Here is a 26,236-nt window from a genome sequence, read left to right on the forward strand (position 1 = left end):
GCGGAGGAGCGCCCAACGGCTGTGCCGCGCCAGCAACAACCGGAAACAATCGGGGCGTGCAACGCCCAAGCCTAGAGCGACATCACCCCTATGTATCTGAATCCAGGGGATATTCTACCTAGCTGGGCGCCTGCTTGGACCGATGCGTCAATCCGACACGGGTGAGCAAGCCGTCGATCACAGGCCAAAACAGCAGCACGATCGCCAAGGTTGTGATCGAGCCCACCAGGCCGTTCGACCAAAACACCTTGAGGTCGCCGCCCGCGCCGATCATCGACAGACGGAAGGCATCCTCGGCGCGGTTGCCGAGCACGAGCGCCAGCGTGAACGGTGCGAGCGGAATGCCGATCTTCTTGAAGACGTAGCCGACGACGCCGAAGCCGAGCATCAGCCAGATATCGAACATCGCGTTCTGGATCGCATAAGCGCCGATCGCGCAGGACACCACGATCATCGGCGCCACCGCGGCGAACGGCACGCGCAGGATCGAGGCGAAGATCGGCACCGTCGTCAGCACCAGCACGAGGCCGACGACATTGCCGAGATACATCGAGGCGATCAGGCCCCAGACGAAATCCTTGTGCTCGACGAACAGCAGCGGTCCCGGATTGAGCCCCCACACCATCAACCCGCCGAGCAGGATCGCGGCGGTGCCGGAGCCGGGAATGCCGAGCGCCAGCATCGGCAGCAGCGCCGCGGTGCCGGAGGCATGCGCCGCCGTCTCCGGCGCGAACACGCCCTCGATACGGCCCTTGCCGAAGCTCTCGGGATCCTTGGAGAAACGCTTTGCCAGGTTGTACCCCATGAAAGAGGCAGCGATCGCGCCGCCCGGGGTGATGCCGAGCCAGCAGCCGATGAAGGATGAGCGCAGCAGCGTCACCCAGTATTTCGGCAGGTCCTTCCACACACTCAGCACGACGCGCAACGAAATGCTCGCCGCGTGTCCGCGCAGCGCCAGGCGCTCCTCCATCGTCAGCAGGATCTCGCTGATGCCGAACAGGCCGATGACGGCGACGAGGAAGTTGATGCCGCGGAGCAACTCGGACGAGCCGAAGGTCATGCGCAGATTGCCAGACACCGTGTCCATGCCGATGCCGGCGAGCAACAGCCCCAGCGACATCGAGATGACGGTCTTGTGCTTGGCCTCGCGCCCGAGTCCGACGAAGGAGCAGAAGGTCAAAAGATACACCGCGAAAAATTCCGGCGGGCCGAACTTCAGCGCAAAGGACGAGATCATCGGGGCGAGGAAGGTGATCAGGAGCACCGCGACCAGCGAGCCGATGAAGGAGGACGTGAACGCCGCCGTCAGCGCCTCCGCCGCCCTGCCCTGCTGCGCCATCGGATAGCCGTCGAAGGTGGTCGCGACCGACCAGGCCTCGCCCGGGATGTTGAACAGGATCGAGGTGATCGCGCCGCCGAACAGCGCGCCCCAATAGATGCAGGACAGCATCACGATCGCCGAGGTCGGATCCATCGTGAAGGTGAGCGGCAACAGGATCGCGACGCCGTTGGGTCCGCCGAGTCCGGGCAAGACGCCGACGAAGATGCCGAGCACCAGCCCGACCATCATCAGCACGAGGGTCTTCCACGTCAGCAAGACCGCAAAGCCGTGAAGCAACAGGCCGAGAGCTTCCATCGCGGGCTCGCCTTAGTGGCCGAAGGCCGCTTCGAGCGGCCCTTTCGGCATGATGACGTCGAAGGCGACGTCGAAGGTCACGAACATGATCGCCGTGAATACGACAGCGGTGAGCAGCGACTTCCACAGCGCGATCTTGCCAACGAGACGCATGAAGCTCGCGATCAGAAGGAAGCTCGCGACATAGAGGCCGAGAAACTGCGTCGCCAGGCAGAACAGCAGCGTCGGCACGAACACCGCCATGACGCGGCGGGCTTGCGCGCGCGTGACGAAGGTTTCGGGTGCCGCGCGGTGCGCGACCAGCGCCACGATCAGGCCGTAGAGGCTGGCACTGCCGAGAATGACAGAGAGGTAGAACGGGAAATAGCCGGGCTCCGGCCCGGTCGAATCCCAGGAGGCGCCGGTGCGCCAATTGTCGTAGCCGAGCGTCGCGGCCAGCGCGAGCAACAGGAGACAGACGAATATCTCGATCGTGCCGGAGGAGACGACGGAAGGCGAGTCGACTTCGGGCGCGGTCGGATCGTCGACGACGATTTCAAGATCGGTTTGGGGCATGAACGAGCAACAATCGCTGTGGCCAATCCCCTCTCCCCGTCTGCGGGGAGAGGGTTAGGTGAGGGGAGTCTCCACGAGGACGGTGATAGACGGACTCGCGGAGAGTCCCTCTCACCCGCATCGCTTCTTCGATGCGATGCGACCTCTCCCCGCAAGCGGGGCGAGGTGAAGACGGCTACTTCGCGACGAATCCGGCTTCCGTCATCAGCGACTTGTTGACTGCATCGTCCTCCTCGAGGAATTGCACCATGTCCTTGCCGGTGAGGAAGATCGGCTTCAGCGCCTGCTTTTCCATGTAGTCCTTGTATTCCGCGGTCTGCGTCACCTTGTGGAACAGTTCGACATAGAACGCCTGCTGTTCCGCGGTGACCTTGCCGGGCAGGAACATCGCGCGCAGCATCAGATACTGCACATCGACGCCCTCTTCCTTGCAGGTCGGGATGTCGGCCCAGGACTGCGTCTCCGTCACCTTGCTGGTGTAGGAGATTCGCTCCTTGTCGAACACGCAGAGCGGACGCACCTGGCCCGCGCGCCAGACTTCGAGATTTTCGGATGGATTGTTGACGTTGGATTCGGTGTGGTTGCCGACGAGCTGGGTCGCGGCCTCGCCGCCGGATTTGTAGGGCAGATAGGAGAATTTCGCGCCGGTCTTCTGCTCGAGGAACACGGTCAGCACGTGATCCTCGCGCTTCGAGCCGGTGCCGCCCATCTTGAACGGCGCGGCTGCCGCCTTCGCGGCGGCGACGAACTCCTTCACCGTCTTGGGACCCGCGCTGTTGTCCCACAGCACGAACTGGTCGAGCGCGATCACCGAAACCGGGGTCAGCTCACGCCAGTTGAACGGGATCTTTGCCGATAGCGGCAGCATGTAGATCAGCGAATAGGCGATCAGCACCTTATTGGGGTCGCCCTCGCTGGACTTCATGTACATCAGTGCTTCCGCGCCGGAAGCCCCGCCCTTGAGCGAGACCACAATCGGCTGCTTCATCAAATTGTTCTTCTGGATGGCGGCCTGCATCATCCGCGCCATCTGGTCGGAGGCGCCGCCCGCGCCCGCCGCGACCACGATCTCGACCGGTTTGGTCGGCTCCCAGCCGGCAAACGCCGGCGTGCTCAACGATACCACCGCTGCAACGCCAACAGCTTTCAGTAGAATTCGCACGAGTTTCGCCCCACGGCTATTGTTGGCTTTGTTTGCCAGGAATTTATCGACGCATTGTGCGGACTAATGCTGGCGAGTTCAAGCAGCCGAACATCCCGGTGCCTATGACTTTCGGCTGACGAAGCCAAGCCGGAGATTCGCTACTTGCCTTTCCAGTTCGGCGTACGCTTGTTGAGGAAGGCGTCCATTCCCTCGCGGAAATCTTCGCTCATATAGGCCTTGAGGATCAGATCCTCGCCCTCTTCGCGCGACAGCGTGCGGCGGATGCGGCGCACTGCCTCCTTGGTCGCTTCAAGTGTCAGCGGGGCGTGGCTCGCCACCAGCCTGGCGGTCTCGTCAGCGCGGCGCTGCAGCGTCTCGAGGTCGGGAACGATCTCGTTGAGGAGGCCGAGCGCCAGTGCTTCCGGCGCTTCGACGAGGCGTGCCTTGAAGATCAGATCCTTGGTGCGGGCGGGGCCGACCAGCGAGACGACGCGGCTGATGTTCGACATCGACAGGCAGTTGCCGAGCGTGCGCGCGATCGGAAACCCGATGCGCGTCGTTTCAGTCCCGATGCGCAGGTCGCAGCAAGCCGCAATTCCGGCGCCGCCGCCGGTGCATGCCCCCGCGATCGCCGCGATCACGGGCACGCGGCACTGCTCGAGCGTACCGAGCACGCGGTCGATGCGGGCCTCATAGTCGAGCGCATCCTGCGCGGTTTTGAACGCACGGAATTGAGAAATGTCGGTGCCGGAGGCAAACGCCTTGTCGCCGGTGCCGGTCAGGATCAGCGCCTTGATCGAGCGGTCGGCGTTGATCTCCTGGCAGATCTCCGCCATGCGCTCGTACATGGCGAAGGTCAATGCGTTGCGCGCCTGCGGGCGGTTGAAGGTGATCCGCGCGATGCCGTCCGTGACGGAGTAGAGCAGGTCTTCGTTGGCGGTCGTCGGTGCGTTCATCGCGCGCTCTCTTTTTTCTAGGTTAGTTCACGCAACCTGGGCCTTCAGGCCACCTGAGCTTTGGTCATCGGCACCGCGTCGCGTCCCTTCAGGACGTCCATGGCCGCCAACACGCCGCCGCTCCGGTGCGGGATCTTTGCAAGATCGAGGCCCATCTCGACGCCGGCGAGCGTCCCCATCAGCATCAGGTCGTTGAAATGGCCGATATGGCCGATGCGGAACACCTTGCCCTTGACCTTGTTCAGGCCAGTGCCGAGCGACATGTCGAAGTTTTCCAGCACCACCTTGCGGAAGGCGTCGGCATCGTGGCCATCAGGCACGCGCACGCCGGTCAGCGCCGGCGAATGCGCGGCAGGATCGGCGCACTGCGTCTCCAGGCCCCAGACCTTGATCGCGGCACGGGTCGCCGCGCTGTGGCGCTTGTGGCGGGTCCAGACGTTCTCGAGCCCCTCCTCTTCCAGCATCTTGATCGCCTCGCGCAGGCCGTAGAGCAAATTGGTGGCCGGCGTATAGGGGAAGGTGCCGAGCTTGTTGAAGCCGATGACCTCCTGCCAGTCCCAATAGGAGCGCATGCCGGGGTTGGCCTTGGCCACCGCGAGCGCCTTCTCCGAGACGGCGTTGAAGCCGAGGCCCGGCGGCAGCATCAGGCCCTTCTGCGAGCCGGCGACCGAGACGTCGATGCCCCAGGCATCGTGCTCGTACTCCATCGAGCCGAGGCCGGAGATGGTGTCGACCATCAGCAGCGCCGGATGCTTGACGCGGTCGAGCAGCTTGCGCACCTCCAGCGGCGGCGTCACGCAGCCGGTCGAGGTCTCGTTGTGGACGACGCAGACCGCCTTGATCGTGTGCTGCTTGTCGGCCACAAGGCGCTTCTCGATCTCGGCGAGATCGGCGCCATGGCGCCAGTCGCTCGGGATGAAGTCGACGTCGAGCTTGAACTTGTCGGCGATACCGCGCCACAGCACGGCGAACTGGCCGGTCTCGCACATCAGGACCTTGTCGCCGGGCGCGAGCACGTTGACCATCGCAGCTTCCCAGGCGCCGGTGCCGGACGAGGGGAAGATGATCACGGGCTGCTTGGTGCGGAACACCCGCTGCATGCCGGCGAGAACGGCGAAACCGAGCTCTGCGAACTCCGGACCGCGATGGTCCAGCGTCGGCATATCCATCGCCCGCAGCACCCGGTCGGGCACGTTGGTCGGTCCTGGAATCTGGAGAAAATGCCTTCCAGTATGCACGGTCATCGGCGTCCTTCCCGGTCTTTGAGTCTGTCGGCTGCGCAAGCCGCTCGAATATCACTATTCGCCGGGCTTGTCCCTCGCCGGGCGGGGGCCGTCAATGCACAAGAAGCAGGGCTCGCCTTGCCAAGGGACGTGACCGGAGGCAAGACGGGGGCGGCGAACAGGCAAGAGCGGACCATGGCGGCGGAAGTGCCCGGGAAATCACAGGAATCGGCCAAAAAGGACGGCCTTGCGACACGTCTGGCCCGGGAAGTGACCGGCGACGTCCTGTTCGACGCTTTCAGCCGGGGCCGCTACGCCACGGACGCGTCCTTCTACCAGATCATGCCCACTGGCGTGGTGGTGCCGCGCACCATGGACGAGGCGCTCAAGGCACTGGCGATCGCGCGCGACGAGGGACTGAAGCTGACCCCACGCGGCGGCGGCACCTCGCAATGCGGCCAGACCGTCAATGACGGCCTCGTTGTCGATCTCTCGAAGCACCTGAACCGAATCCTGTCGCTCAACGTCGAAGGGCGCACCTGCGTGGTCGAGCCCGGCATCGTGCTCGACGACCTCAACCGCCAGCTCCGAAAGCACGGCCTCTGGTTTCCGGTCGACGTCTCCACGGCGTCGCGCGCCACCATCGGCGGCATGGCGGGCAACAATTCCTGCGGCGGCCGCAGCCTGCGCTACGGCACCATGCGCGACAACACGCTGTCGATGGAGGCCGCGCTCGCCGACGGGACGCTGAGCCGCTTCGGCGAAGTCTCGCGCGATCTCTCCGATCTCGATGCGAACGACAGCGCCCGCGCCCTGTTCCGCGACATGCTCGATCTCGGCGCCCGCGAGGCTAACGAGATCGCCGCACGCTTTCCAAAGGTGCAGCGCCGTGTCGGCGGCTACAATCTCGATGCGCTGGTGCCGCGCAATGCGCGCAGCAACATGGCGCACCTTCTCGTCGGCTCCGAGGGGACGCTTGCCTTCACCACCAAGGTCGAGCTGAAGCTGTGGCCCGTGATCCGCAACAAGGTGCTCGGCATCTGCCATTTCGGCAGTTTTTTCGAGGCGATGGACGCGACCCAGCATCTGGTCAAGCTGAAGCCGATCGCGGTCGAGCTGGTCGACCGCACCATGCTCGCACTCGGCCGCGACATCGCGATGTTCCGGCCCATCATCTCCACTGTGATCAAGGGTGATCCGGATGCGGTGCTCGTGGTCGAGTTCGCCGAGGAGGATCAGGCGGACAACCTCGTGCGCCTGAAGCAGCTCGGCGAGCTGATGGGCGATCTCGGCTTCGGCTGGAACAACGACAAGCGCAAATGGGGCGGCGTGGTGGAAATCACCAAGCCCGCGCTGCAGAGCGGGATCGCCGATTTCCGCGCCGCCGGCCTCAACGTCATGATGTCGATGAAGCAGGAGGGTAAGCCGGTCTCCTTCGTCGAGGACTGCGCCGTGCCGCTGCCGCATCTCGCCGACTACACCGCGCGGCTGAGCGAGGTGTTTGCCAAGCACGGCACCAGCGGCACCATGTATGCTCACGCCTCCGAAGGCTGCCTGCATGTGCGGCCCGTGCTGAATTTGAAGCTGGAGAAGGACGTCAAGGCGATGCGGGCCATCGCCGAGGAAGCCTTCGAACTGGTGCGCGAATACAAGGGCTCGCATTCCGGCGAGCACGGCGATGGCCTGGTGCGCTCCGAATTCCACGCAACGATGTTCGGCGAGCGCCTCGTTGCCGACTTCAGGGAAGTGAAGCAGCGCTTCGATCCCGATGGCGTGCTCAATCCCGGCAAGATCGTCGACGCCCCCAGGATGGACGACCGCTCGCTATTTCGCTTCAAGCCTGAGTATCGCGTCGCTGAGCTGAAGACAAAACTCGACTGGTCGGCTTATCCCGGGGCCGGCGGCGGCTTTCAGGGCGCGGTCGAGATGTGCAACAACAACGGCGCCTGCCGCAAGCTCGAGGGCGGCGTGATGTGTCCGTCCTACCGCGCGACGCGCAGCGAGAAGGACGTGACGCGAGGGCGCGCCAACACTTTGCGGCTCGCGATCTCCGGCCAGCTTGGCGCGGGCGCGCTCTCCTCCGACGAGATGATGGAGACGCTAAAGCTCTGCGTGTCCTGCAAGGCCTGCCGCCACGAATGCCCAACCGGCGTCGACATGGCCAAGATGAAGATCGAGGTGCTTGCCGCGCGCGCGGCCTCGCATGGCCTGACCTTGCGCGACCGGCTGGTCGGCTACCTCCCGCGCTATGCCGGCCTCGCGTCGCGCTTTGCGCCGCTGGCAAATTTGCGCAACCACAGCCCGCTGCTGCGAAAGCTGTTCGAGCGCTTTGCCGGCATCAGCGCCCGCCGCCCGCTCCCCGCGTTCCGCAGCGACGTATTCGTGCCCACGGCCGAAGCGGTCGGGCCGGAAACCGGGCGCGAGGTCGTGCTGTTCGCCGACACGTTCAACCGCATCTATGAGCGCGAAAACCTCGAGGCCGCGCTGCGCGTGCTTTCGGCCGGGGGCTATCGCGTGCATCTGCCGAAACCCGCAAGCGGCGGCCGTCCGCTGTGCTGCGGCCGCACCTTCCTGTCCGCCGGTCTCGTCGACGAAGCCAGATCCGAGCTCGATCGTCTTGTCGCCGCCTTCGCGCCCTTCGCCACGCGCGGCGTGCCGATCGTCGGTCTCGAGCCGAGCTGTCTTTTCACCCTGCGCGACGAGCTCGCGTCGCTGCGCAAGGACGACGACGCCAAGGCCGTCGGCGCCCACGCGCTGACCTTCGAGGAATTCCTGGTGCGCGAGGCCGAGGCTGGCCGGCTGCAACTGCCGCTCGGCACCGTCGCCGACAAAGCCCTGGTGCACGGCCATTGCCATCAAAAATCCTTCGGCGCGTTTAAGCCGGTCGAGCAGGTGCTGCGCCTCATCCCTCGTCTTGAGGTCGAGACCATCGAGTCGAGCTGCTGCGGCATGGCCGGCGCCTTCGGTTATGGCGCAGACACCTACGATGCCTCGATCGAGATGGCCGAGCTCTCGCTGCTACCCGCCGTGCGGCGCGCAGACCAGAATACGCTGCTCGTCGCCGACGGCACCTCCTGCCGACACCAGATCCACGACGGCGCCCAGCGCGAGGCGCTTCACGTTGCGCGCGTGCTGGCGATGAGCCTTGATCGTGCGAAGACCCAATCCACAACCCCTCCCGTTGCAAAGGAAACCAGTCATGGCTGACCTCACCCTCGACATCGCTCGCAAGATCCTCGACGCCGCCTTCGCGAAATCCACCGAGCTGAAGCTGAAGCCGCTGGTGGTCACCATCCTCGACGCCCGCGGCGTGCTCAAGATCGCCGCGGCGCAGGATGGCACCAGCCTGATGCGTGCCGAGATCGCGCACGGCAAAGCCTATGGCGCGCTCGCATTGGGCATGGGTTCGCGCGCACTCTTCCAGCGCGCGCAGGAGCAGGCCTATTTCATCGACGCCGTGAACACCATGGCCAAGGGCGCACTGGTGCCGGTCCCCGGCGGCGTGCTGATCATGGACGGCACGACGCTTCTCGGCGCCGTCGGCGTCTCCGGCGACACATCCGACAATGACGAGGCGTGCGCGGTAGCCGGCATCCAGGCCGCGGGGTTGAAGGCCAACGCGGGATAGTGATCGTCCAACCCAGAGCTCCTGCGCTTCAAAAGACGTTATGGAGTGCGCCGCGTAGGATCGCTTGTCGGGGGTTCGAGTCCCTAGAGGGCTACCTACGTTCCCCCCCGACCGTTTCGGCCGAGTTCTTGGTCTCCGTGGCCTAACGGTTGGCGGTAGCTGGTGTCCCCTTCCTTCTCCCCTTGTGGGAGATTCGCGCGCAGCCTAACCGGTTGAAACGATGAGGAAAAGCTCGGCCGGTGTCCGTGTGGTAGATGAGACCGCACGACCGGGCATTTCGCTACTCGCCGCGCGCGGCTAACTAAGCGCGGTAATGGCAAGCGGAGAAGCGGCACATGGCATAGTCAGGGGGAAGAAGCGGCCTTCTTTTGCGTCATTAACGCTTCTCGACTACACCGAATTACGCTCATCGCTACCGGCAAGCACGGCTCCGGTCAGCGCGTGACAATCTGAACTATCCGACGAGTGCCACGGTGACAGACCACCGCGTTGGGCTGCTCGACTTATCTTCCATGATCGAATGGATCATCCCCGCGACGGGCAATCCATTCAACACCACTACCGCCGTTTCGCCCCGATACTGGGCAAAGCGGCAGCGTCGGGCCTCTCGGGGGTCAGTGATTTCTATTGTTTGCATACAGCGCCAATGGTCGCAGTACGCGATACGGTTCTGCGACGATCCGCACCGTATCAGGGAAGCGTTAACCAAACCCTTTCGCCCCACCAGCCGGTGCTAGCGCCAATTAGACTTCGCTGAACTGAATACTGTCTCCTTCGCAGACAGTACTGAATGAGACCCTCGCGTTTGCGTGTTCGAAGCAAAATGCTTTTCCTTTCTCAGTTGTCTCCACCCACCAATCTGATTTCTGATCGCGCGCAATCTGCGCAGCATGTGTCCGCAAGCGGTCTAGCTCTCGTCCAGATGCTCTGACGACTATACAATATGTCATTAAGCCCCCTATCATGTTGCACACAATCCACCCAATCCCGTAATAGGCCGTAATAAATTGACCCTGGACGCTGTCCTAATCGGGGATGATCCCACGTTCGCGCTTATCCATTAGCGTCCGCTCGATGCGCTCGGCTTGTTCCTTGGTCAAATTGACCGCCAGGGTGATCCCAACCACCGCTGGCCCCCTACGTTGCCGATCGTAAACCATCCAGCCCTTGCCCCCCTGCCGAACCAAGAACCTGGACGGAGGAGACCCCTTGTCGCGCTCTGTCATTGCCGATCCCGCATGTTTATCATCGGACCGTCACCTCAACATTTCAATGAGCGTTCTCCAGGCGAGCGCATCATTCGCCGCCAGAAGCGAACCGCCAAGCCTTGCCAAGTAGTTTGGCAACTCGCAATCGGGACGCGCGTTCATAGTCTCGACAAAGGAGGCGACCGAGTTCTTAAGATCACCTCGGTCGAGATGATCAAAAGCTCGCTGCTTGCGCCGCTTGACATATTTGTCGCGCGTCATCTCAATTAACAGGGAACGTTCCATTCCGCCTTCCCAACTGATGGCTGCTTCCAATAGTGAAGTTGGAGCGGAGTGGATTTGGCCCGTCTGTTCGAAACGCGACAAACGGATGCGCTTTTGATCGCAACTGTGGGAATTGGGACACAGACACACATCGCACGGCCTGTCGGCACCGGGCGGACCACGGCACAAGTTCAAGCCGGTCTCAGGCCCGCACCTTGTCTATAGTTTCCTGACGACTACGCCGAACGCCATGCTTGAACCGATCCATCCGAAGCCGATGCCGGTGATCCTCACGACGGATAAGGAGCGCGATGTCTGGATGCGAGCGCCATGGATTGAGGCTAAGGCGCTGCAACGGCCGTTGCCGGATGATGCGCTCAGGATCGTGATGCGTGGGGCGGACAAGGAGGATAGAGCGGCAGCTCTAACGCGACAGCATTGGTCGGTTATCTCGTCGTTGCGTCGTCCAACCGCGCTAATCCAGCCTCGATCACGACGATCCCTTCCTCGATCTGCTGGGCCGATCTTCTTTGGCCTCAGCGTCCACTCGGCAGTTCTTCAGCTTCTTCCTTCGCCAACAGCAGGAGCATCTCGAGCCCCATCTCACCTTCTTGGGGCGAACTGATGAACCTGATCTCTTCTGCGCTCTCCTGAAGTATCGCAATCATGGCGACCGCTTGATGAGCTGTCGGCATTTCGGTCGCCCAAACATCTCGTGCGTTCTTACGTACAAATCCGATCGTATAGGACATCGCTCCCTCCCTGCAAAACCGCCGAAAAGTAGATCGCAAGAACGACGAGGATGCTAGCAGTAATGAGGGCAGTTGCGAGACTCATGCCCACAATTTCAAAAGGCATGCCGTCTTACTCGTTCCCGAAATGGAACATTAGCCGCAACACGGAAGCCGGGACCGAGATGACACTGATGGAGCAGGGGCCTACCACCACCACCGCCGCGCACGGGCCGCCCGCCGTCGTTATCCGCAACACGTCATCGCGCGGTTGCACTGAAAAAGAACGTTCAGTTTAGCAGGCCCAGGCACAGCATGAATGTTCGAAAGCGGACAGACCTGGGTTTTGCGTCGGTCTAGGCTGTGATTGATACGTTTTAGATTGAACCACTAGGATCGTTGCGTTGTGCGTACTGTCCTTCTCATTTTCGGATTGTGGCTGCTCATCAACCTTCTCTTTGTTTTGCTTGTCGTCCCCTCGCGCAGGCCACGCCCCCCTGCGAGACCGTCCGAGCGAAGACCATCCCCGGCCCCGATCCACGAGAAGGCCGCCGATAAGCCGGCGAGAGGTTGGACAAATCCGCTCGTGGCGCGCGGGCTGTCCACCCGTAAATTTCTCAAGCGTCGGCCACCAGGCTCACTGGTAAGGCAGGGCGGCAGGTTGGGGAGCGCCGCACCATGAAAACACAAAAGCCAAAGCAATGGGCCGAGCGCGAAGTCCAGCAATGTCCAAGCTCGCCCGGGCAGGCGCCGGCGTATCGAAGATAGCAGCCGAGCTGGGCCGTCACGCCGGATCAGTAAGGCGAATGGCGCGAACGATGGGAATACTGTTGAAGAAGTTGCCGTCGAGAGGCCTCGTATGCGCCGCCCGAATGAGCGCAGCGCGGCCGTCCTACAGCCCAAAACTGCGGCTAATCTCCCGCACAAGCCTGAACGCAGCGTCAGTATTTCGGCCGTAACAGAGCGCCTGATCGACCTGCGAAAGAATGGTCAGCCCAAATAGCGCGATTGCAATGCCTCTAAACATGGTTGTGGACCGGGTTGAACGATACAGCGAAAGTTCAAAACGGCCCCAGCCGCAGGTTGGGAGAAACAGCCGGGGCCGACATTCCCATTCCGTGTGCCGTAATCAGCGGTAATCGGCACGCTCTCAGCTAGCCACACGAAAGCTAACGAACTGTTTCGAGCGACTCGAATTCGGACCGAGGCGTTTCAATGTCGAACAGCGTGCTACGCAGCGCACCATAGCGCGAGCGTCGCCCGTAATTGTACGGAGCCCAAAGTGAAGCCATTGCCGTTGCGTGTCGTCCATGGTCAGCGTCTACTTCAGATTGATTTTATGACGATCCAGTTTTTAGTCGAGGTCCCCATGAGCGTTAAAGCCATGATGGCGACAATCCTCCAGAACCAACTGACGCTACGGGGCGTGCATTCACTGACGCAATCTGACTGCCATGAGATCGTAGAGCAGTTGATCGAACACCTCAGAGTGCTGGAGTTAAATCTGGCGGCGCGCGAGATAGCCGACAATCCCGAGCCGCACTAGCATCGCGTGCGCAAGCCTGAGCGCGCTGCACCGTTTCGTCGCATCAATGCAACGCGCAGCGGGGGCATTCACCATCTGCCGCTTCGCTGAGTTGCCGACCAATCTCTTCGTTGAGCGCCTTTGTATCCCAATTCGTACCGTCGCTTTTAACGATCCTCTTGGCGCGTTCGAAGGAATGGCTTTCGGCCGCATCATCACCCACGCGGATGGTTACATCAGAGTGGAAGGGACAGACCGCAATCGCACGAGTTGTCTCTAGCGCATAACGCACGGTCGCCTTGAGATCATCGACGTACCCTTTGGGGGACATGTAGAGCTTCCTGTCGCCTCGGCCCGAGCGAGACCTCGCTCGCAGTGCGCCGTGGGGATCAGCAGTTAGGGCAAGGCCCGGCAAGCATCCAGCGATGGAGCGCGAGCTATGACCAGCAGAGCTTGCGCGCGCTCGCTTCCGCGCTGCTGGAAGATCAGCATCGCCAGCCCACGCCGCCCTGCGTCGGTAAGGGAGCCCGCCCGAGTGCACTAACAGCGGACCTGAACGGCCGATCTGCACCCGGAGGCGATGACTTCGGCTCTACTCCCGGCTCCAGGCCTGCCGCTGCACTGCGCCAACCGACGCATGGGCCATTTGCAGACATCGCACGAGCGGTGTGCGTTTCGAGGCACCTGTACTTCGCTTTCGGATCGACGTGCAGCAAGATCAAACGCCCACCCTCAAAGAGGATGGGCGCGTGGTGACTTACGACATGATGACGTCCTACTTCTTCTCCGCGCTGGCTTCCTTAGCCGGAGGCGGCTTCATGCCGACGGTCAACTGGCGGATTTTAAACGCGCCGCCTTCACGTATGTCGATGGCGCCCCAGAACACCGTGACCTTCGTGGCGTCGCCGCTCTTAGGGTCCTTACCGAAGATGTCGGTCTCGCCGTTGGCAACGACCAGATCGCTGTTGATGACCGACATGTTGCCGACTCTGATCTCAATATGATCGGTGCCGTTCTTGAAGTTGTTTTCGTATACGGTCTTGAGATCGGAAAACACGCCGCCCGGGTTGATCTGGACCCCGTCCTTTGTATAGAGCGCAGCGACACAGGCCGCGTCTTTCTTGGCGACGCAGTCGGTGTAGGCGACGGCTAATTTTTCGGCCTCCTGCTTGACCTCATCGGCCAGTGCCGGCGCAGAGATGAAAGCGGAAGAACACAATGCCAAGAGCAATGAACGTCGCTTCATAACAACTTCCCCTCTGATTGTGATGCACAGTTGCATCGCGACGTCCTCCTGACGTAGGACGTCGCGTTGCATTTGTTCCGAGGGGCATTCTTTCATTAGGCTGTAATACTATCGGCTGACGAGTATATGCCGTTTTGCACGGCTTGGCACGCGCCAACCTTGATCATCGAGGACGGGGGCGGGGATTCCTGGAGAATGCGGCGGAGTGCGGTCGGGAAAGACAGGCAAGTTGACGCATGTGGCAATGAAAGTGTCTTGCTCGACGCGCGCGATGGCCTACTTGTTCATCACGTCCGCCAAGAGCCGTCAGCCAATTTGCAGTGTGCCGACAGCAGGACGCAAGAGAACGCGCTCAGCAGCTAGTTGATGTCAACGAGATCGAGCGGCCCCGACGGTATTGCACGTCGGGGCCATTCAAGCTCATAAGGCTCGGGTACATCCGCCGTGTCTTCTGATCATTGATGTCGCCGATTACGCCACTTGATTTTGGGCAAGATGTGGCGAGCGCGCGGCGTCGAGCTGCTTACATTCCGCCCGAAAGCGCTCGGCGTCCACTTCGGCCTTGCGCCAGTCTGCCCGGCGCTGTTGCTCAATCGCCAAAGCCTTGCGTGTCTCAACATCCCAGATGATCTGATCGATCTCGCGGCCATTGAGCGTCCGCTTGGTGAGTAGCACCGTGGACAGGGCGATCACGACATCGCCATAGGGCATCCACAAGCTTGTCCTTCTCAAACCGACGCTCGTTTTTCCTTGCGCAGCAATGTGAACAGGTTCACGTTGGGGCTGGCCAAGAGCGTCTAGAATTTGCGGGGCGTCAAAGATATTTTCAGCAGATATTTAAGAGGAGAAACGGCGATGGCCCAACACAGCGTCAGTACTCCAGTCATAAATCGTGCTCCAGGTTCACTCGCGTTTTCACTGGTCCTTGCCGCGATGGTAGCATGTGGCCTCTATGCAGCCTTCATCGCTGTTCCCGCCATGCGCGCGGCGGCACAACAGCAACTTGTGCAGGCATTAACGGATGAGAATCGTTCGTTTTGCGAGAAGTTTGGAATGCGTCTCGGGAGCAGCGAATTTGTTGCGTGCAGCGAAGGCCTAGCGATTGTTCGGCAAAAACAAGCTGACCGCGACAGCGCCGCGGCGAACGGCTTTTAGCGTTCGCCTGCTGTTTGGTTGTGCTGCGTGCACCAAGGCGCGAGCATATGGTTTTCCGCTTTGCCTTCGAACTCGGAGATTACCCGACGCCCAGACTCGGAAGTCGAACTACGCGCATCGCGACTTCCGCTTTTCCCAAAACAGCAGACTAACAGCGCTACGAACTCCTTGATGCGCTAGAGCATCATCGGCAGTTAGTGCAGCGTGGCGGACGGCCGCTCCGTCATCGCCTCGACAAAATTGCCGCAAGCGGTCCATCGCTTTTCTGCGCCACACCTCCAGCTCGACGCCGTATTTGCGCAAGGCCGCACGAAACTCTTCTCCGTCAATGTCGGCACCGCGAGCAAGCAGACGGCGCGCATAGGCAGTTAACGCAAGATCGCGATGGCGGCACAGCTCGGCGTTTGCTTCATCCAGTACTTTCATTTTGTGCCCCGCTTCACAGCCAGTCGCCAAAAATTTCCGCCTTCACCCGGCCGAATGCCGGTGTTTTGCGCGTCGGTATGCCAAATCGAGCCCGCATGTGTGACGAAGGAACCCGGCGGATACGTCCGCGATGCATCCCAAATGCCCAAGTAACGCAGTGTCGGGCGCGACTCGAGTTCCTTGATCCGCTCTCTCAGCGGCGTGATTGCTGCCAGGACGAAATCGGGCCGATCACTGGGGCCAGCGATTTGACGAGGCCTTCGATCTCGGCTCGCCGCTGGGGCGAAACCTGCGCTTCGATCGCCACCACTGCACCACCTTTCACCGGTCTTTTTGGCCTTCTCCTAAACTCCTATAGAAGCGCTATTCGTACTCTCTCTTAAGAGATTTACTGGTGATACTGGTGCAGTGGTGATTACGCCTGCGGCACAGCGGTTTCTTGCATCACCACTGCGTCGGCGGCGGCTGGTGCGAGCTGCTTGAGAGTGGTGATATTGCTGCCCGGCTCAGTCTCGGCGGCCTTCTTGCGTGCGTCGATCTCCTTTTGGCGGGCGTCCTGCACCAGCTCGTCCTTCGTCGGCGGTCGCACATAGAACCACACGCGCTTGTCCTGCGGCTTGCCCTGCACTTTGATCTCGACCGTGAGCTGCTTCCGCTTCCAGCCGAGCCGTTTCATGCAGCGGGCGACCCGGTTCATGGCGGCCTGATCCCACTTCACCTCGTCGAGGCCGATGGCGTTCTTGAACACGTGCTCAATCAAAATCCGGTACGCGGGGTAATCCGGAGGCTGATGCAGACGGCTTTCGAGATAGTTGGCAATCAGCGGCTCCCACGGGTCGGCCTGGAAGCGGCCTTCCTGCTCCAGTTCAGCCTTTGCAGCGGCAGCCTTGCCGGTCTCGCTGTCCGTGAACCACCACGCCACGCCCGCTTCATAGAGAATGCGGGCCTCGGCCCACAGCATGTCACGATCACGCTGCAAGCCTTCGATGTCGATCTTGATCACGCTCACCGGCAGAAACCGACGGGCACCGGTCCAGTCCTTCAGATAGTCGTTGCAGTTGGTGGTTCCGATGAAGATGCAACTGCGCGGACGTTCGATGATGCGCTTGCCGTATGGCGGCCGGAAGCGATCATTGAAGCGCGAAATGAACGATTTGATCCGCGAAGCCTCCGTCTTACTGATAGCGTCCAGCTCGCCGACCTCGATGCACCAGACACCTGCACATTGCATAGAGGCATCCTTGCTGCCGAATTGCTCGATGTCGTCGGTGAACCACGGATAGAACAGCGTCCGGACGGCGGTCGATTTCAGCAGGCCCTGCGGGCCTTCGAGGATCACCATCATATCGACCTTCTCGCCGATGCCGAGAATGCGAGCGATGGCGCTGATCATCATGTTGCGCCAAGGTCATCGCCGGGCTCGAAAGCGCCAAGGAAACCGACAACGTCATCTCGCTGCACCCCAAGGCGCTCGATCGTTACAAGCGCGCTGTTGTGGAACTGGCCGACGAGTTCAAGCGCGGCACGCCGACCGAGTTTGCGACCATCCGCGAGCTGGTGACGGCGATCATCGTGCATGCCAGCCCAAGCCGGCCGGGCGGAATCGGGACCAAAGCCAACGCAGAAGATGACCGGAGCGTTCGGATCGACATCAAGGGCCGCCCGCCGCGTTAACGCAGTGCATATTTTCTAAGTTGTTGATTTTTTCTTGCTATGGCACGTGCTTTCGCCACGTTTTGTTCACGGCGTTTCACCCAATTCGTTGCGATTTCGTTGCGGAGTCTCAACGAGAACGGTAGCAGGCGCATTGGTCCTAGGGTGATGCTTCCAACGGACCTAGCAAATCCCTCTTCTTGAACCGTTGCCCTCCGAAGGCACGTGTCAAGCCAGTTCTTGCAGAAGCGGGAGCCCTCAGAATCCGGTCTTCGCTGAGCAGGAAGTGCTGCAAGGCGCCGGACCGATCGCTGCAATATTGCGGACGATGGATTTCACGTTGCTCGACGCGCCGGCGGAAAGCCTCGTTTTGAGTGACACACCGATGCCAGACTTCGAAATTGCCACAGGCTTTCTCCTACCACTCTCGCATCGGTTGATGTTGAGCGCTCAGCCAGCCGCGGGGCCATCAGCGATTTTTGGTCGGCGTGCTGCGACCCCCGCTGAAGTGGAGGCGAGCAATCGATTTCAGTTTGATAGTCTCCTTGATATCGTAGTTGGACCTGACAAGGACATCCTGGAACGCCTTTGAACGGACCGGGGCACGAAAGCGAAGCGGCTGAGCGGCGTTCGCGGAGAGTTCGGGCAATCTCATGACAGATATTACGTCGTTGATACCCGCCGTTGGATCGCAGCTTGCCGATTTTTCGATCGGTTTTGCAAAGCTGAGCACCATTGCGGGCCGAGAACATGTGCACCCAGCGGGCTCAGGCGCATTGGTGTCTGTAGGATCGATTCACGGAATATTGACGGCCGCCCACGTGTTGGAGGAGCTCCCGGACAGCGGGGAAGTTGGCCTAATTCGGTTCATAAGGGAACCGAAGATTCAGGCACAGACAATCGATATGTCCCTGACGGAGAGGCTAACTATACGCGGGTCATGGGAAGCAGCTGACGGGCCCGATATTGGGTTTTTGCGACTCGCCTCAACGCAAGTGGCAACACTCAACGCGACGACGAACATCTTCTTTACGGGCGGCATTGCCCTATCGAGTTGCACCTCTGGGGACATAGCGGCTCAGCTCTGAGCCAAGCGGCCGGAAAAATGATAGTGACGGCGAGTTGCGCCACTCAGCTTACAAGTGCGTGTGGGAGCGGCAGGACAATGCGGAGATCTCATCCTGATGGTCGAAGCATGCTGCCTCTGACCGCACGGGCGTGATCGCTGAGCAAGAGGGTTCTCCTCCGGCGCTGGCATTAATGCCCCCTCTCAAGCATTCGCCCTCTAAGATGGTGCTGCCAATACCTGCCCATGTTTATCGGTGGGCGACGTCCGTGCGTCGCCGGTCAGGCTTCATCGGAAGCTCGTGCACCACCGCGCGCACTTCACGTTGTGAAGTCCCCGGCGATCCCCAGACCACGGTCACCGTCTCATTGGCTTGTATGGCCCTGTCGAGCACACAGAGCGAGATCATCTTCCGCAATGAAGCGCTGAAGGTACGCGAACTGGAGATGCCAACGTCCTTGTCCCCAAACCGCACGCGATCCATGGACAACCCTACCGTTCGAGGAATTTGCATCGGCGAAGTAAACTCGTCGTCGTAGATTGCAGTCAAGATGCTCCGTACGTCATCGAAATTCCACTCCAAGCCCATAAGTCGACGCTCGGGTCCACCTTTGGTCGCTTGTGCTCGGAGCGCATCACGCCCTTGGAATTCGTGGGAGTCCAGGCTCGCGCGACCTCCCCAGCCGAGTTCTCCCGGATAGCGGAAGAAGTCCGCAACGCCTCCCGTGGGGATGAAACTGCCCGTCAGCGGACCTTTCGGAAAAAGACGCTGTGCCCCGGGTGTCACCACAGAGGAGGGGAGATAGTCCAATCCCGTCGTCGGGATCCCGGTTTCGATGTGCGCCACCAGCTGCGAGGCGGCGCCGAGCTGCTTGACGCCGAATTCGGCTCCCGCTTCCACGACACGCTGCCAAGTTCTGGCGGCATACTCGGCAGGACCGTGAAGCTCGTATCCCAACTCGCCGGAGATCCCGGTGCGGAGCAGACGGATCTCGACACCTTCCAGTGTCACCGGCATCCCCCGGTTGAACCGGAGGTCCCGAAGATTCTGCCCGAGTGCGTTCTCCACGACCTTCAGAGAGCTGGGACCTTGGATCTCGAAGAGGAAGTTCTCTGCGCTGATGTCCACGCCTCGCGCATCCCAGTCACCGACCCCCAGCAGCCACGCGGTATAGTCCGTACCGCCACCCGTGTACAAGAATCGCTCCTCGCTGACACGATGCAGGATGCCTTCCGACGCGACATGCCCTTCCTGACTCACTTGCACGTGATGGCGAATGCGTCCGATTTCGAACGGTTCGATTTTAGACACCCCTGCATACGACAGAAAAGCCAACGCATCGCGCCCTTCGATGAGGAGCTTGCCGATCGGCGTCCAGTCTCCGATGTAGCACGTCGTGGTGTGTGCACGGCTCTCCTCCACCCAGTTCGTGTATTCGAAGGGAACCAAAATAGGCGAAAAATTGTAGAAGATCTGTGACGAGTTGGCCGGCTCCTGGGCAGCGATGGCAGGGGAGAATAGCGCCGGCCGATCAGATCCGAACTTGCCGTTACGGTTTGTGACGAGCGCATCGTAGCCCGACCTTTGTGTATGCGAAAGAGTTGTCATGTGCTTCCCCTTATAGTTTTTGGCTCTGCTTTGGCCAGATGACAGTGAAAACGGTGACCCGTGGCGACACCTACCTTCGGTAGTCTTCGCGAGCTACACGCGCATACTGTGCCGGTGACACGATCGTAAGGACCGGTGTGATAGAAATTGTCGCGCCCCCCGCTAAGTTATTATGGTTTGCGATGGGGCGCCTCTTTCGCGGAAGTGGTCAGGTTACGATGTCGCGCAGCTGAAGCCCTTCGAGCTTTTTGACATATTCGCGCAGCTTCTCGAAAGTCATTGGGCCAGACGTGCGCAGCACCGCTTTGTACATCAGGAAAGGATGGGCACCGGCCTGCAGCAGTCCGCGCAGGTCGAGGGTCGCAACCGCTTGGCGCTCATCTTCCGTGAGTTCGAACTCTGTAATCAAAGCATCGGGGTTGATTTTGAGCAGTTCGGCTCGCTCCCCAGACGTGTAGATAGCCCACAGTGCGCTGTTCAAACCGAGTTGGCTCAATTGCGTGCTCCTTCGTTGAGGCACTGCTCGTTCCATTCAATGAATGGGTTGGGAAAGGTCACCGGCGAGGATGTAAGATCCGACCAATTGGGCACCTTGCCTCCTGTCACTCCCCAGGCCACCAGATGGACCATGAAACCGGGCGTTCCGTTCCCCTGCTCGTACAGCTTATTCCATGTGCAATCGGACAGAAGGTCCTTCACGCGTCCATTGGTGAACAGGTCCCAAGTGCGCAGGTCCCACTCCGTCACCGGCTCCTCAGTCATGTGGAGCATCGCGGGCCCGCCGACGGAATTGGTCATGTGGCCTGTCGCGATCACCGCAACTCGCAGATCCTTGGGATATTCCTCGATGATGGACCGGAGCATCACGCCGAGGTCGTAGTAGCGCTGTCCTGGCGGCAGCGGTGGAATGAGCACGTTTGTCCAGAGGGGTACCACAGGAACGTCTTGTTCGGGTCGGACGAAGTTCAGCGGGACAGTGAAGCCATGATCGATGTTGTACACATCAGACGCAGCCAAATCGAAATGGTGCTCCAGACCACGCTCAAGAAGATGACGTCCCAGATCATGATCGCCAGCAGTTTCATACGAGCCTATCCCGTACACGTCCCGTTCCCACGGGAAGGGACCGGATGATTTCGTCCCTTTCCCCACGGCGAATGTCGGTATGTTGCTATAGAACCATTGATTGAAATGGTCTCCGGACGCCATCACGATGACGTCCGGCCGCGCAGCAGCAAGTCCCGCGCGAATCCGCTCATAATCTGTCCGTATTATGCGAAAAACGGGATGTCCGTCATCGGCGGCCTCGACGTTCCGCGGCAGCGTCGGATCATGCGGGATGATCGTCACGTACACAAGTCGCGCCATTGCGCCTCCTTATCTCAGCGAGTTGAGTTGAACTACTCAATTCAGTTTTCCTAGCCAGACACCAGTTCGTCACACGGACGCTCCGCCTGCACGTAGCGTCGCGCGAACGGCGGAGTTCTTTGATCGAGCTTTTCCATCACACCGCCGTCCCAGAGGAATCGGCCATGTTAGGCGCCGTTGCCTGGAGCCGACCCGTGGCGACCACATCCCGCGACATCATGTCGATCCATGGCTGTAGCCAAGGTGAGGTCGACTGACGAATTCTGCACGGTCTCTCCGTTGACCTAAGAAAGCGAGTAACCCAATCGCACCCAAACTGGACATCGTAGGTCGAACGGGTCCCTTAGTCGTTGGTGATCGTCTAAGCGTGGCAATGGCGTATAAGAGGTGGCGACATCGGGTTCTCCCCTATCCTTCGAGTCGATCCCTCGGGTGATAATTATTTTGACTAGCAGCCCTAAGCCCATCATGGAAATTGAGCTTAGTGTTACTTCATATTCATGCCGTGGATAGAGGTGCTACGGCGTCACGGAAAGCTCGTCGACCAGGCCCGTTTTGCATATGCGGCGTGAAGGTCTATCGCCGCGGCGCCTCAGACCGAATCCGTTGAAGCAGACTGCACGGGAATCAACTTCCGGCTCGTAAACCGGGCGGCCCACAGATCGTGGTCGAGTAGTTCAGCCATTTGGCTTTCGCCCTCGGATATCCGGACGGTCGGATTTCCGGCACCCGGCTCTTCTCGAGGGTAACCAGCGTCATATCCGCGTCTGCGCCAAGTGCGAGTCATGCGTAAAACGGACAGACGAAAGCCTGCCGTCAGGGTCTCGAACTCCGACAAGCCCATGCGCCGACTTTTCCGGCTGCGCCGTCCCAGACAGCGCATCCACGTCCGATGCACTTCCAGGTAGAAGCCGTTGAGCGGAAGGTAGTCGTTCGGCCTGCCGTAGTAGCCGTAGGTGTCCACGCGGAACAGCGGCGAACCACTCGTGCTGCGTGGCCAGTGACTCGTGCATGAGCCGCCAGGGGTCCTGGCGCAACGCCGTCAACTTGCGCGTCAGGCGTTTCCCTTCCGTCTTGCGCTTCACGATGAACCGGCCGCCTCGGGTCCGCCGGCAGGAATGGGTGAAGCCGAGCAAGGCGAAGATCTCTGGCCGCCGCCAGAGAATGCATACTACGAAGATCATAAGGCCGCTATTGCGGGTCCGGGGCGTCAGGAAGCATTGGTCCGTGCCCATCTTGCGGAACGGTTTTCCCGACGAGTTCATAACCGGTATCGGCGGCGTGCGACCGATCTCCTTTCGGGACGGATCGTACGGCTGCTGGTGATTCGTCGCTTTCGTTGCGACGCTGTCTTGTGCGGCGCCAAATATTCACAGAGCGCTTCGTCGAAGGCGTTCTGACGCCATCGGCGCGCAGGAGCGAGGCGGAATTCTATGGTCCATCACCTCGGTCGGGCGCTTGGCGGTCGACCGGCAGTAGCCTTATGCTGCTGGTGAGCAAAGAAACGGTGCTTCGCGTAGTTCGGCGCCGTAGCCGTCCGCCGGCTGATCCGCTCAGGGTCATTTGGCACTGATGATCGAGCCCGGCGGGCGCAATCACCGACATGCCAGTATCATCTGCATTCTGGAACGGCGCCGAGTAGTTACCGCTGCTGGCGGATCGCGAGTCCGCAACCGCCCAGTCGTGGCTCGCTGCTCAACCCACGATCGCGATCGTCGCTCGTAACCGTTGAGGATATGCGAAGCGAGCCGCTCAGACCGAAGTCGGGTCATTCTCCTAATCAGCCGAGCAGACCTCTTTTCGTTTGCTTACGAGAACCTTCACGCGCTCCGACAGCCAAACTAGTCAGCCCCTGACTACCTGTTGGTCGATGGCGCCGAAGAGCGGTGTGCCATCGGGCAGCGTGGCTTCCATACGTATCCGGTCACCAAATTTCATGAACTCCGTCTTTGGGGTACCGAAATCTAAAATCTCGATGGCACGGCGCTCGGCGATGCAAGACGATCCGATCTCGCGGAAATTCACGTTGGACACCGTGCCCGAGCCCAGCACCGTGCCAGCTACTAGATCGCGGGAGTAGGCGGCATGTGCTATGAGCTCGTCGAAGCCAGCGCTCATTGAATAGCCGTTCGCCGCGCCGAACCTTGCTCCATTCCAGTCCAACGCAAGGGCGAGATCCACACGGGCATCGCGCCAGTAGGGTCCTAGTTCGTCAGGCGTGACCGCGACGGGCGCCATCGAACAAGCGGGTTTCGCGCTGATCCACCCGAAACCGGTCTTCATCTCCACTGCGCCTAACCCACGCAGGCTCCAGTCGTTGATCTGAACAATTATCCGGATATGCTCCCGCGCCTGCACCGCGTTCGTTCCCATCTGAACAGCGTCTAGAATGATACCGAATTCGCCTTCGAAATCGATACCATCATCTTCCGAGGGGAGTCTCACATTGGCGACCGAGGAATAAAATCGGTCACTTAGACCTTGATACATGAGTGGCCTGCCGCCGTTGTCGATTGGCGCCAGGTTGAATGCTGTCTGCATTAGCTCCACATGACTGTCGTAGGCCGAGCCGTCGAGCCATTGCCAAGCGCGAGGGAGTGGCGCAAGCGCACGCGAAGGATCGAAGGGGATCCCGTCACCGGCGTTGAGCAAGTCGTATTCGATGCGAAGCTTGGGTTCCATTGCATCCCATTCCTCCAGCGCGCCTTGAAGGTTCACTGCATTGCGGGAAGGCGCACAGAGGCTGTTGTCGCGGCTCACGAGATGTAGCCGCCCATCGCGCGTGCCGTCTTCTATCGTTGCGAATCTCATGGTGGAATCCTCCTTGTACTTTGGAAAATAGCCCGGTCGCCGGACGGTTCGTCATGTCCGGGAGCTTCTTCGGAAAAAGGGCGATTATGAAGTGGGGTAGGCAGGCATTCGAGATTGTGCCGCTTTTCAAGGTGCCAAATGTCTCGGCCCGCCTTGTGGTTCAGAGCCTCCGCGGATCGTCTAGCGCTCCCCACGACCGACTGGTCGGCGCGTCGCTTTCAGTCGTAGATAACTTCATTGACCCCCATTGGCAAAATCGTTAGATTGAATATCCGAAATTCACATCGTAAATATACGGATACGGCGGGAGCGGGGGTGTTTGCGGTTTAAGAATTTAGATCTCAATCTCTTGGTCGCACTAGACGCTCTTCTCACCGAGCGTAACGTCAGTCGCGCCGCCGAGAAAATGCACATGACGCAATCAGCCATGAGCAACGCCTTGGCCCGTCTGCGTCAGTTTTTCGGTGACGATCTGCTCGTACAGGTTAACCGCGGAATGGAGCTGACGCCACGAGCCGAAGGCCTCAAGATTCCTCTTCGCGATATTCTCGTTCGCGTGGACGCTTCGGTCATCGCCGCACCTCGCTTTGATCCGGCGCAATCGGATAGGGTGTTCCGCATCTACGTTTCAGATTACACTCTAGCAATGATCGTGCCACACTTCCTTCGGCTGATCGGGCCAAAACGGTATCCAATTCGCTTCGACTTCCGACCCCAGACAGACCAGCCGCAGCGCACCCTCGAAAGCGGCGAGGCCGATCTGATCATCATTCCAAGTGAGTTCGCTTCCCCTCATCACCCATCGCAGGTGCTCTTGCAAGAAGAATTCGTTTGCGTGGCCGACAAGGACCACCCGCGCATTGGGTCCGAACTGACACAGCAGCAATATTGCGAAGAACCTCATGCCGTAATGAAGCCGATGAAAGGTGCTGTGTCCTTCGAAACGCGGGCTCTGCAAGAGATCGGCGTTGAACGCACTATCACTGCGACGACTTACAGCTTCACGTCGTTACCAGGACTCGTCGTCGGCTCAGATCGTCTCGCAACGGTTCATGCTTCCGTCGCACGCGAGGCAGCCCGGCTCGTTCCCATCCAAATCCTGCGGCTGCCATTCCAGATCCCACGCATCGATCTAGCGATGCAATGGCACACTTACAGAAGCAATGATCCAGCAATCATTTGGCTCATTGAGACAATCTCTGCCGCGGTCGGCGCCGCCAATATATAGGTCGCCGATGACGTGTTGCCGAGCGAGACAGCAAGCCACAGCGCTACCGCCTCTCCGTTGGGTTGGGACGGGATTGCAGCAGGCTGCGGGGCAAACCTCCGGACCGGTAGTTGTATGTTTGCAAATATCCTGCATCCGAAACGCTTTGAACACACCTGTAGGTGCGGATCTTACCCCCACGCGTTTTCAACCAATGGGTCATATTTTTTGCGCCACCGAATGGAAAGACATGAATCTGCTCAATCGGAGAGGCGGGATTTTCCTGTAGGTGTTTTTCAATTGCACCGACGACCCGGAGCGCAGCGCCGCCTCGGCCCATCTGACGAATTTCTCCCCGTCGAAACCGAACTGCGTGACAATGCGCACATGGGCTCCTGTGCGCTCGCCGAAGGATTTCTTCATCCGCAGTGCCTCTATCGCGACCTCCTTCGAGAAGTGCGGGCTTCCTTCCGGGTGGCCGGCTACACCGACATGAGTGACACCGTACTTGCGAAGAAAGCCGGTCGCCAGCACATCCATCGTGGAGAAAAACTCGCCGGCGGGTTTCTCTTCCCCTCCGCCAACAACCAGGATATCCGTCACTCCAATAACCTCAGCTCCAGGCAATGATCCAGTCCTCAAGCGAAGCTTTGTCGTCAGGCGGCGGGAAGCGAAGTGGGGTACGGCCTTGTATCCGAAACACTGAAACGCTTGACGGCGTAGACCAGAGTTCGTGTCGCGTGGGTACCGATATCAGTGATGTATGCTCGCACGCCCTGCGGGAACAAGCCGGGTAGCTCCAGGGATTCGAGCGCCTGCTTTGGC

The 26,236-nt window shown here is 60.3% G+C and carries 24 protein-coding genes and 1 pseudogene; 8 read left to right on the forward strand and 17 right to left on the reverse strand.

Annotated features, from left to right (window positions below; all coding sequences use genetic code 11):
- Nucleotides 1–118: 118 nt before the first annotated feature.
- From IVB42_RS08920 to IVB42_RS08940, 5 genes are all read right to left on the reverse strand, one after another.
- Complete coding sequence (locus tag IVB42_RS08920) at nucleotides 119–1,636, reverse strand: tripartite tricarboxylate transporter permease (protein ID WP_247470022.1); 1,518 nt, start codon at nucleotides 1,634–1,636, stop codon at nucleotides 119–121.
- Between the two features lie 12 nt (nucleotides 1,637–1,648).
- Nucleotides 1,649–2,191 (reverse strand): tripartite tricarboxylate transporter TctB family protein, encoded by a 543-nt coding sequence (locus IVB42_RS08925; RefSeq protein ID WP_247378171.1) that lies wholly within the window; start codon nucleotides 2,189–2,191, stop codon nucleotides 1,649–1,651.
- Nucleotides 2,192–2,366: 175 nt separating this feature from the next.
- Nucleotides 2,367–3,353, reverse strand: coding sequence for a tripartite tricarboxylate transporter substrate-binding protein (locus IVB42_RS08930; RefSeq protein ID WP_247367443.1), 987 nt, complete (start codon nucleotides 3,351–3,353; stop codon nucleotides 2,367–2,369).
- Between the two features lie 140 nt (nucleotides 3,354–3,493).
- Entirely contained in the window at nucleotides 3,494–4,291 is a 798-nt protein-coding gene (locus IVB42_RS08935; RefSeq protein ID WP_247470024.1) for an enoyl-CoA hydratase/isomerase family protein, read from the reverse strand.
- A gap of 44 nt (nucleotides 4,292–4,335) precedes the next feature.
- Nucleotides 4,336–5,535 (reverse strand): aminotransferase class V-fold PLP-dependent enzyme, encoded by a 1,200-nt coding sequence (locus IVB42_RS08940; protein ID WP_247470025.1) that lies wholly within the window; start codon nucleotides 5,533–5,535, stop codon nucleotides 4,336–4,338.
- A 174-nt stretch (nucleotides 5,536–5,709) separates the two neighbouring features.
- Here IVB42_RS08940 and IVB42_RS08945 point away from each other — a divergent pair, with 174 nt between their 5' ends.
- Both IVB42_RS08945 and IVB42_RS08950 read left to right on the forward strand, forming a co-directional pair.
- Nucleotides 5,710–8,721, forward strand: a complete 3,012-nt coding sequence (locus IVB42_RS08945) for an FAD-binding and (Fe-S)-binding domain-containing protein (RefSeq protein WP_247470026.1) — start codon at nucleotides 5,710–5,712, stop codon at nucleotides 8,719–8,721.
- Nucleotides 8,714–9,142, forward strand: a complete 429-nt coding sequence (locus tag IVB42_RS08950) for a heme-binding protein (protein WP_247384960.1) — start codon at nucleotides 8,714–8,716, stop codon at nucleotides 9,140–9,142. Before IVB42_RS08945 ends, IVB42_RS08950 begins: the two co-directional genes overlap by 8 nt.
- 1,256 nt (nucleotides 9,143–10,398) lie before the next feature.
- On the opposite strand, the gene IVB42_RS08955 is transcribed toward IVB42_RS08950, so the two are convergent.
- On the reverse strand, nucleotides 10,399–10,635 hold the full coding sequence (locus IVB42_RS08955) for a hypothetical protein (RefSeq protein ID WP_247441477.1): 237 nt from the start codon (nucleotides 10,633–10,635) through the stop codon (nucleotides 10,399–10,401).
- A gap of 166 nt (nucleotides 10,636–10,801) precedes the next feature.
- Between IVB42_RS08955 and IVB42_RS08960 the strand changes: the two are divergent.
- A pseudogene (locus tag IVB42_RS08960) lies at nucleotides 10,802–11,035 on the forward strand (SOS response-associated peptidase); the annotation flags it as partial.
- 115 nt (nucleotides 11,036–11,150) lie between these two features.
- Here the strand turns inward: IVB42_RS08960 and IVB42_RS08965 are convergent.
- Nucleotides 11,151–11,366 carry a hypothetical protein gene (locus tag IVB42_RS08965; RefSeq protein ID WP_247441475.1) on the reverse strand — a complete coding sequence of 72 codons (216 nt, stop codon included), beginning with the start codon at nucleotides 11,364–11,366 and terminating at the stop codon, nucleotides 11,151–11,153.
- 1,261 nt (nucleotides 11,367–12,627) lie between these two features.
- Between IVB42_RS08965 and IVB42_RS08970 the strand changes: the two genes are divergently transcribed.
- Nucleotides 12,628–12,891, forward strand: a complete 264-nt coding sequence (locus IVB42_RS08970; protein WP_247441473.1) for a hypothetical protein — start codon at nucleotides 12,628–12,630, stop codon at nucleotides 12,889–12,891.
- Between the two features lie 43 nt (nucleotides 12,892–12,934).
- Here the strand turns inward: IVB42_RS08970 and IVB42_RS08975 are convergent, their stop codons facing one another.
- The 3 genes from IVB42_RS08975 to IVB42_RS08985 form a co-directional block, all read right to left on the reverse strand.
- A complete protein-coding gene (locus IVB42_RS08975; RefSeq protein WP_247378191.1) occupies nucleotides 12,935–13,201 on the reverse strand; it encodes a hypothetical protein in 267 nt (88 codons plus the stop codon).
- 444 nt (nucleotides 13,202–13,645) lie between these two features.
- Nucleotides 13,646–14,116 (reverse strand): nuclear transport factor 2 family protein, encoded by a 471-nt coding sequence (locus tag IVB42_RS08980; protein WP_247378193.1) that lies wholly within the window; start codon nucleotides 14,114–14,116, stop codon nucleotides 13,646–13,648.
- A gap of 471 nt (nucleotides 14,117–14,587) precedes the next feature.
- Nucleotides 14,588–14,827, reverse strand: a complete 240-nt coding sequence (locus IVB42_RS08985; protein WP_247441471.1) for a hypothetical protein — start codon at nucleotides 14,825–14,827, stop codon at nucleotides 14,588–14,590.
- A gap of 144 nt (nucleotides 14,828–14,971) precedes the next feature.
- On the opposite strand from IVB42_RS08985, the gene IVB42_RS08990 reads away from it, so the two are divergent.
- A complete protein-coding gene (locus tag IVB42_RS08990; protein ID WP_247441469.1) occupies nucleotides 14,972–15,271 on the forward strand; it encodes a hypothetical protein in 300 nt (99 codons plus the stop codon).
- A gap of 108 nt (nucleotides 15,272–15,379) precedes the next feature.
- Here the strand turns inward: IVB42_RS08990 and IVB42_RS08995 are convergent, their stop codons facing one another.
- Entirely contained in the window at nucleotides 15,380–15,697 is a 318-nt protein-coding gene (locus tag IVB42_RS08995) for a hypothetical protein (protein WP_247470027.1), read from the reverse strand.
- Nucleotides 15,698–16,112: 415 nt separating this feature from the next.
- Nucleotides 16,113–17,090 (reverse strand): virulence-associated E family protein, encoded by a 978-nt coding sequence (locus IVB42_RS09000; RefSeq protein WP_247441465.1) that lies wholly within the window; start codon nucleotides 17,088–17,090, stop codon nucleotides 16,113–16,115.
- A gap of 101 nt (nucleotides 17,091–17,191) precedes the next feature.
- Between IVB42_RS09000 and IVB42_RS09005 the strand changes: the two genes are divergently transcribed.
- Together IVB42_RS09005 and IVB42_RS09010 are read left to right on the forward strand one after the other, a co-directional pair.
- Nucleotides 17,192–17,371 (forward strand): hypothetical protein, encoded by a 180-nt coding sequence (locus IVB42_RS09005; protein ID WP_247470028.1) that lies wholly within the window; start codon nucleotides 17,192–17,194, stop codon nucleotides 17,369–17,371.
- 265 nt (nucleotides 17,372–17,636) lie between these two features.
- The gene (locus tag IVB42_RS09010; RefSeq protein ID WP_247470029.1) at nucleotides 17,637–17,942 is read left to right on the forward strand and encodes a hypothetical protein; all 306 of its coding nucleotides are present in this window, start codon (nucleotides 17,637–17,639) and stop codon (nucleotides 17,940–17,942) included.
- A 724-nt stretch (nucleotides 17,943–18,666) separates the two neighbouring features.
- On the opposite strand, the gene IVB42_RS09015 is transcribed toward IVB42_RS09010, so the two are convergent.
- The 4 genes from IVB42_RS09015 to IVB42_RS09030 form a co-directional block, all read right to left on the reverse strand.
- Nucleotides 18,667–20,025, reverse strand: coding sequence for a hypothetical protein (locus IVB42_RS09015; RefSeq protein WP_247470030.1), 1,359 nt, complete (start codon nucleotides 20,023–20,025; stop codon nucleotides 18,667–18,669).
- 208 nt (nucleotides 20,026–20,233) lie between these two features.
- Nucleotides 20,234–20,521: a hypothetical protein gene (locus IVB42_RS09020; RefSeq protein ID WP_247470031.1), complete on the reverse strand. Its 288-nt coding sequence runs from the start codon at nucleotides 20,519–20,521 to the stop codon at nucleotides 20,234–20,236.
- Nucleotides 20,518–21,393: a 2,3-dihydroxybiphenyl 1,2-dioxygenase gene (locus tag IVB42_RS09025; RefSeq protein ID WP_247470033.1), complete on the reverse strand. Its 876-nt coding sequence runs from the start codon at nucleotides 21,391–21,393 to the stop codon at nucleotides 20,518–20,520. The genes IVB42_RS09020 and IVB42_RS09025 overlap by 4 nt, the downstream gene beginning before the upstream one ends.
- Before the next feature lie 1,845 nt (nucleotides 21,394–23,238).
- Entirely contained in the window at nucleotides 23,239–24,204 is a 966-nt protein-coding gene (locus IVB42_RS09030; protein ID WP_247470035.1) for a fumarylacetoacetate hydrolase family protein, read from the reverse strand.
- A 319-nt stretch (nucleotides 24,205–24,523) separates the two neighbouring features.
- Between IVB42_RS09030 and IVB42_RS09035 the strand changes: the two genes are divergently transcribed.
- On the forward strand, nucleotides 24,524–25,432 hold the full coding sequence (locus IVB42_RS09035; protein WP_247470037.1) for a LysR family transcriptional regulator: 909 nt from the start codon (nucleotides 24,524–24,526) through the stop codon (nucleotides 25,430–25,432).
- Nucleotides 25,433–25,630: 198 nt separating this feature from the next.
- Here the strand turns inward: IVB42_RS09035 and IVB42_RS09040 are convergent, their stop codons facing one another.
- Complete coding sequence (locus tag IVB42_RS09040) at nucleotides 25,631–26,014, reverse strand: hypothetical protein (RefSeq protein ID WP_247470039.1); 384 nt, start codon at nucleotides 26,012–26,014, stop codon at nucleotides 25,631–25,633.
- Between the last annotated feature and the right edge of the window lie 222 nt (nucleotides 26,015–26,236).

Source organism: Bradyrhizobium sp. 45 (genome assembly GCF_023073155.1).
GTDB lineage: Bacteria > Pseudomonadota > Alphaproteobacteria > Rhizobiales > Xanthobacteraceae > Bradyrhizobium > Bradyrhizobium canariense_D.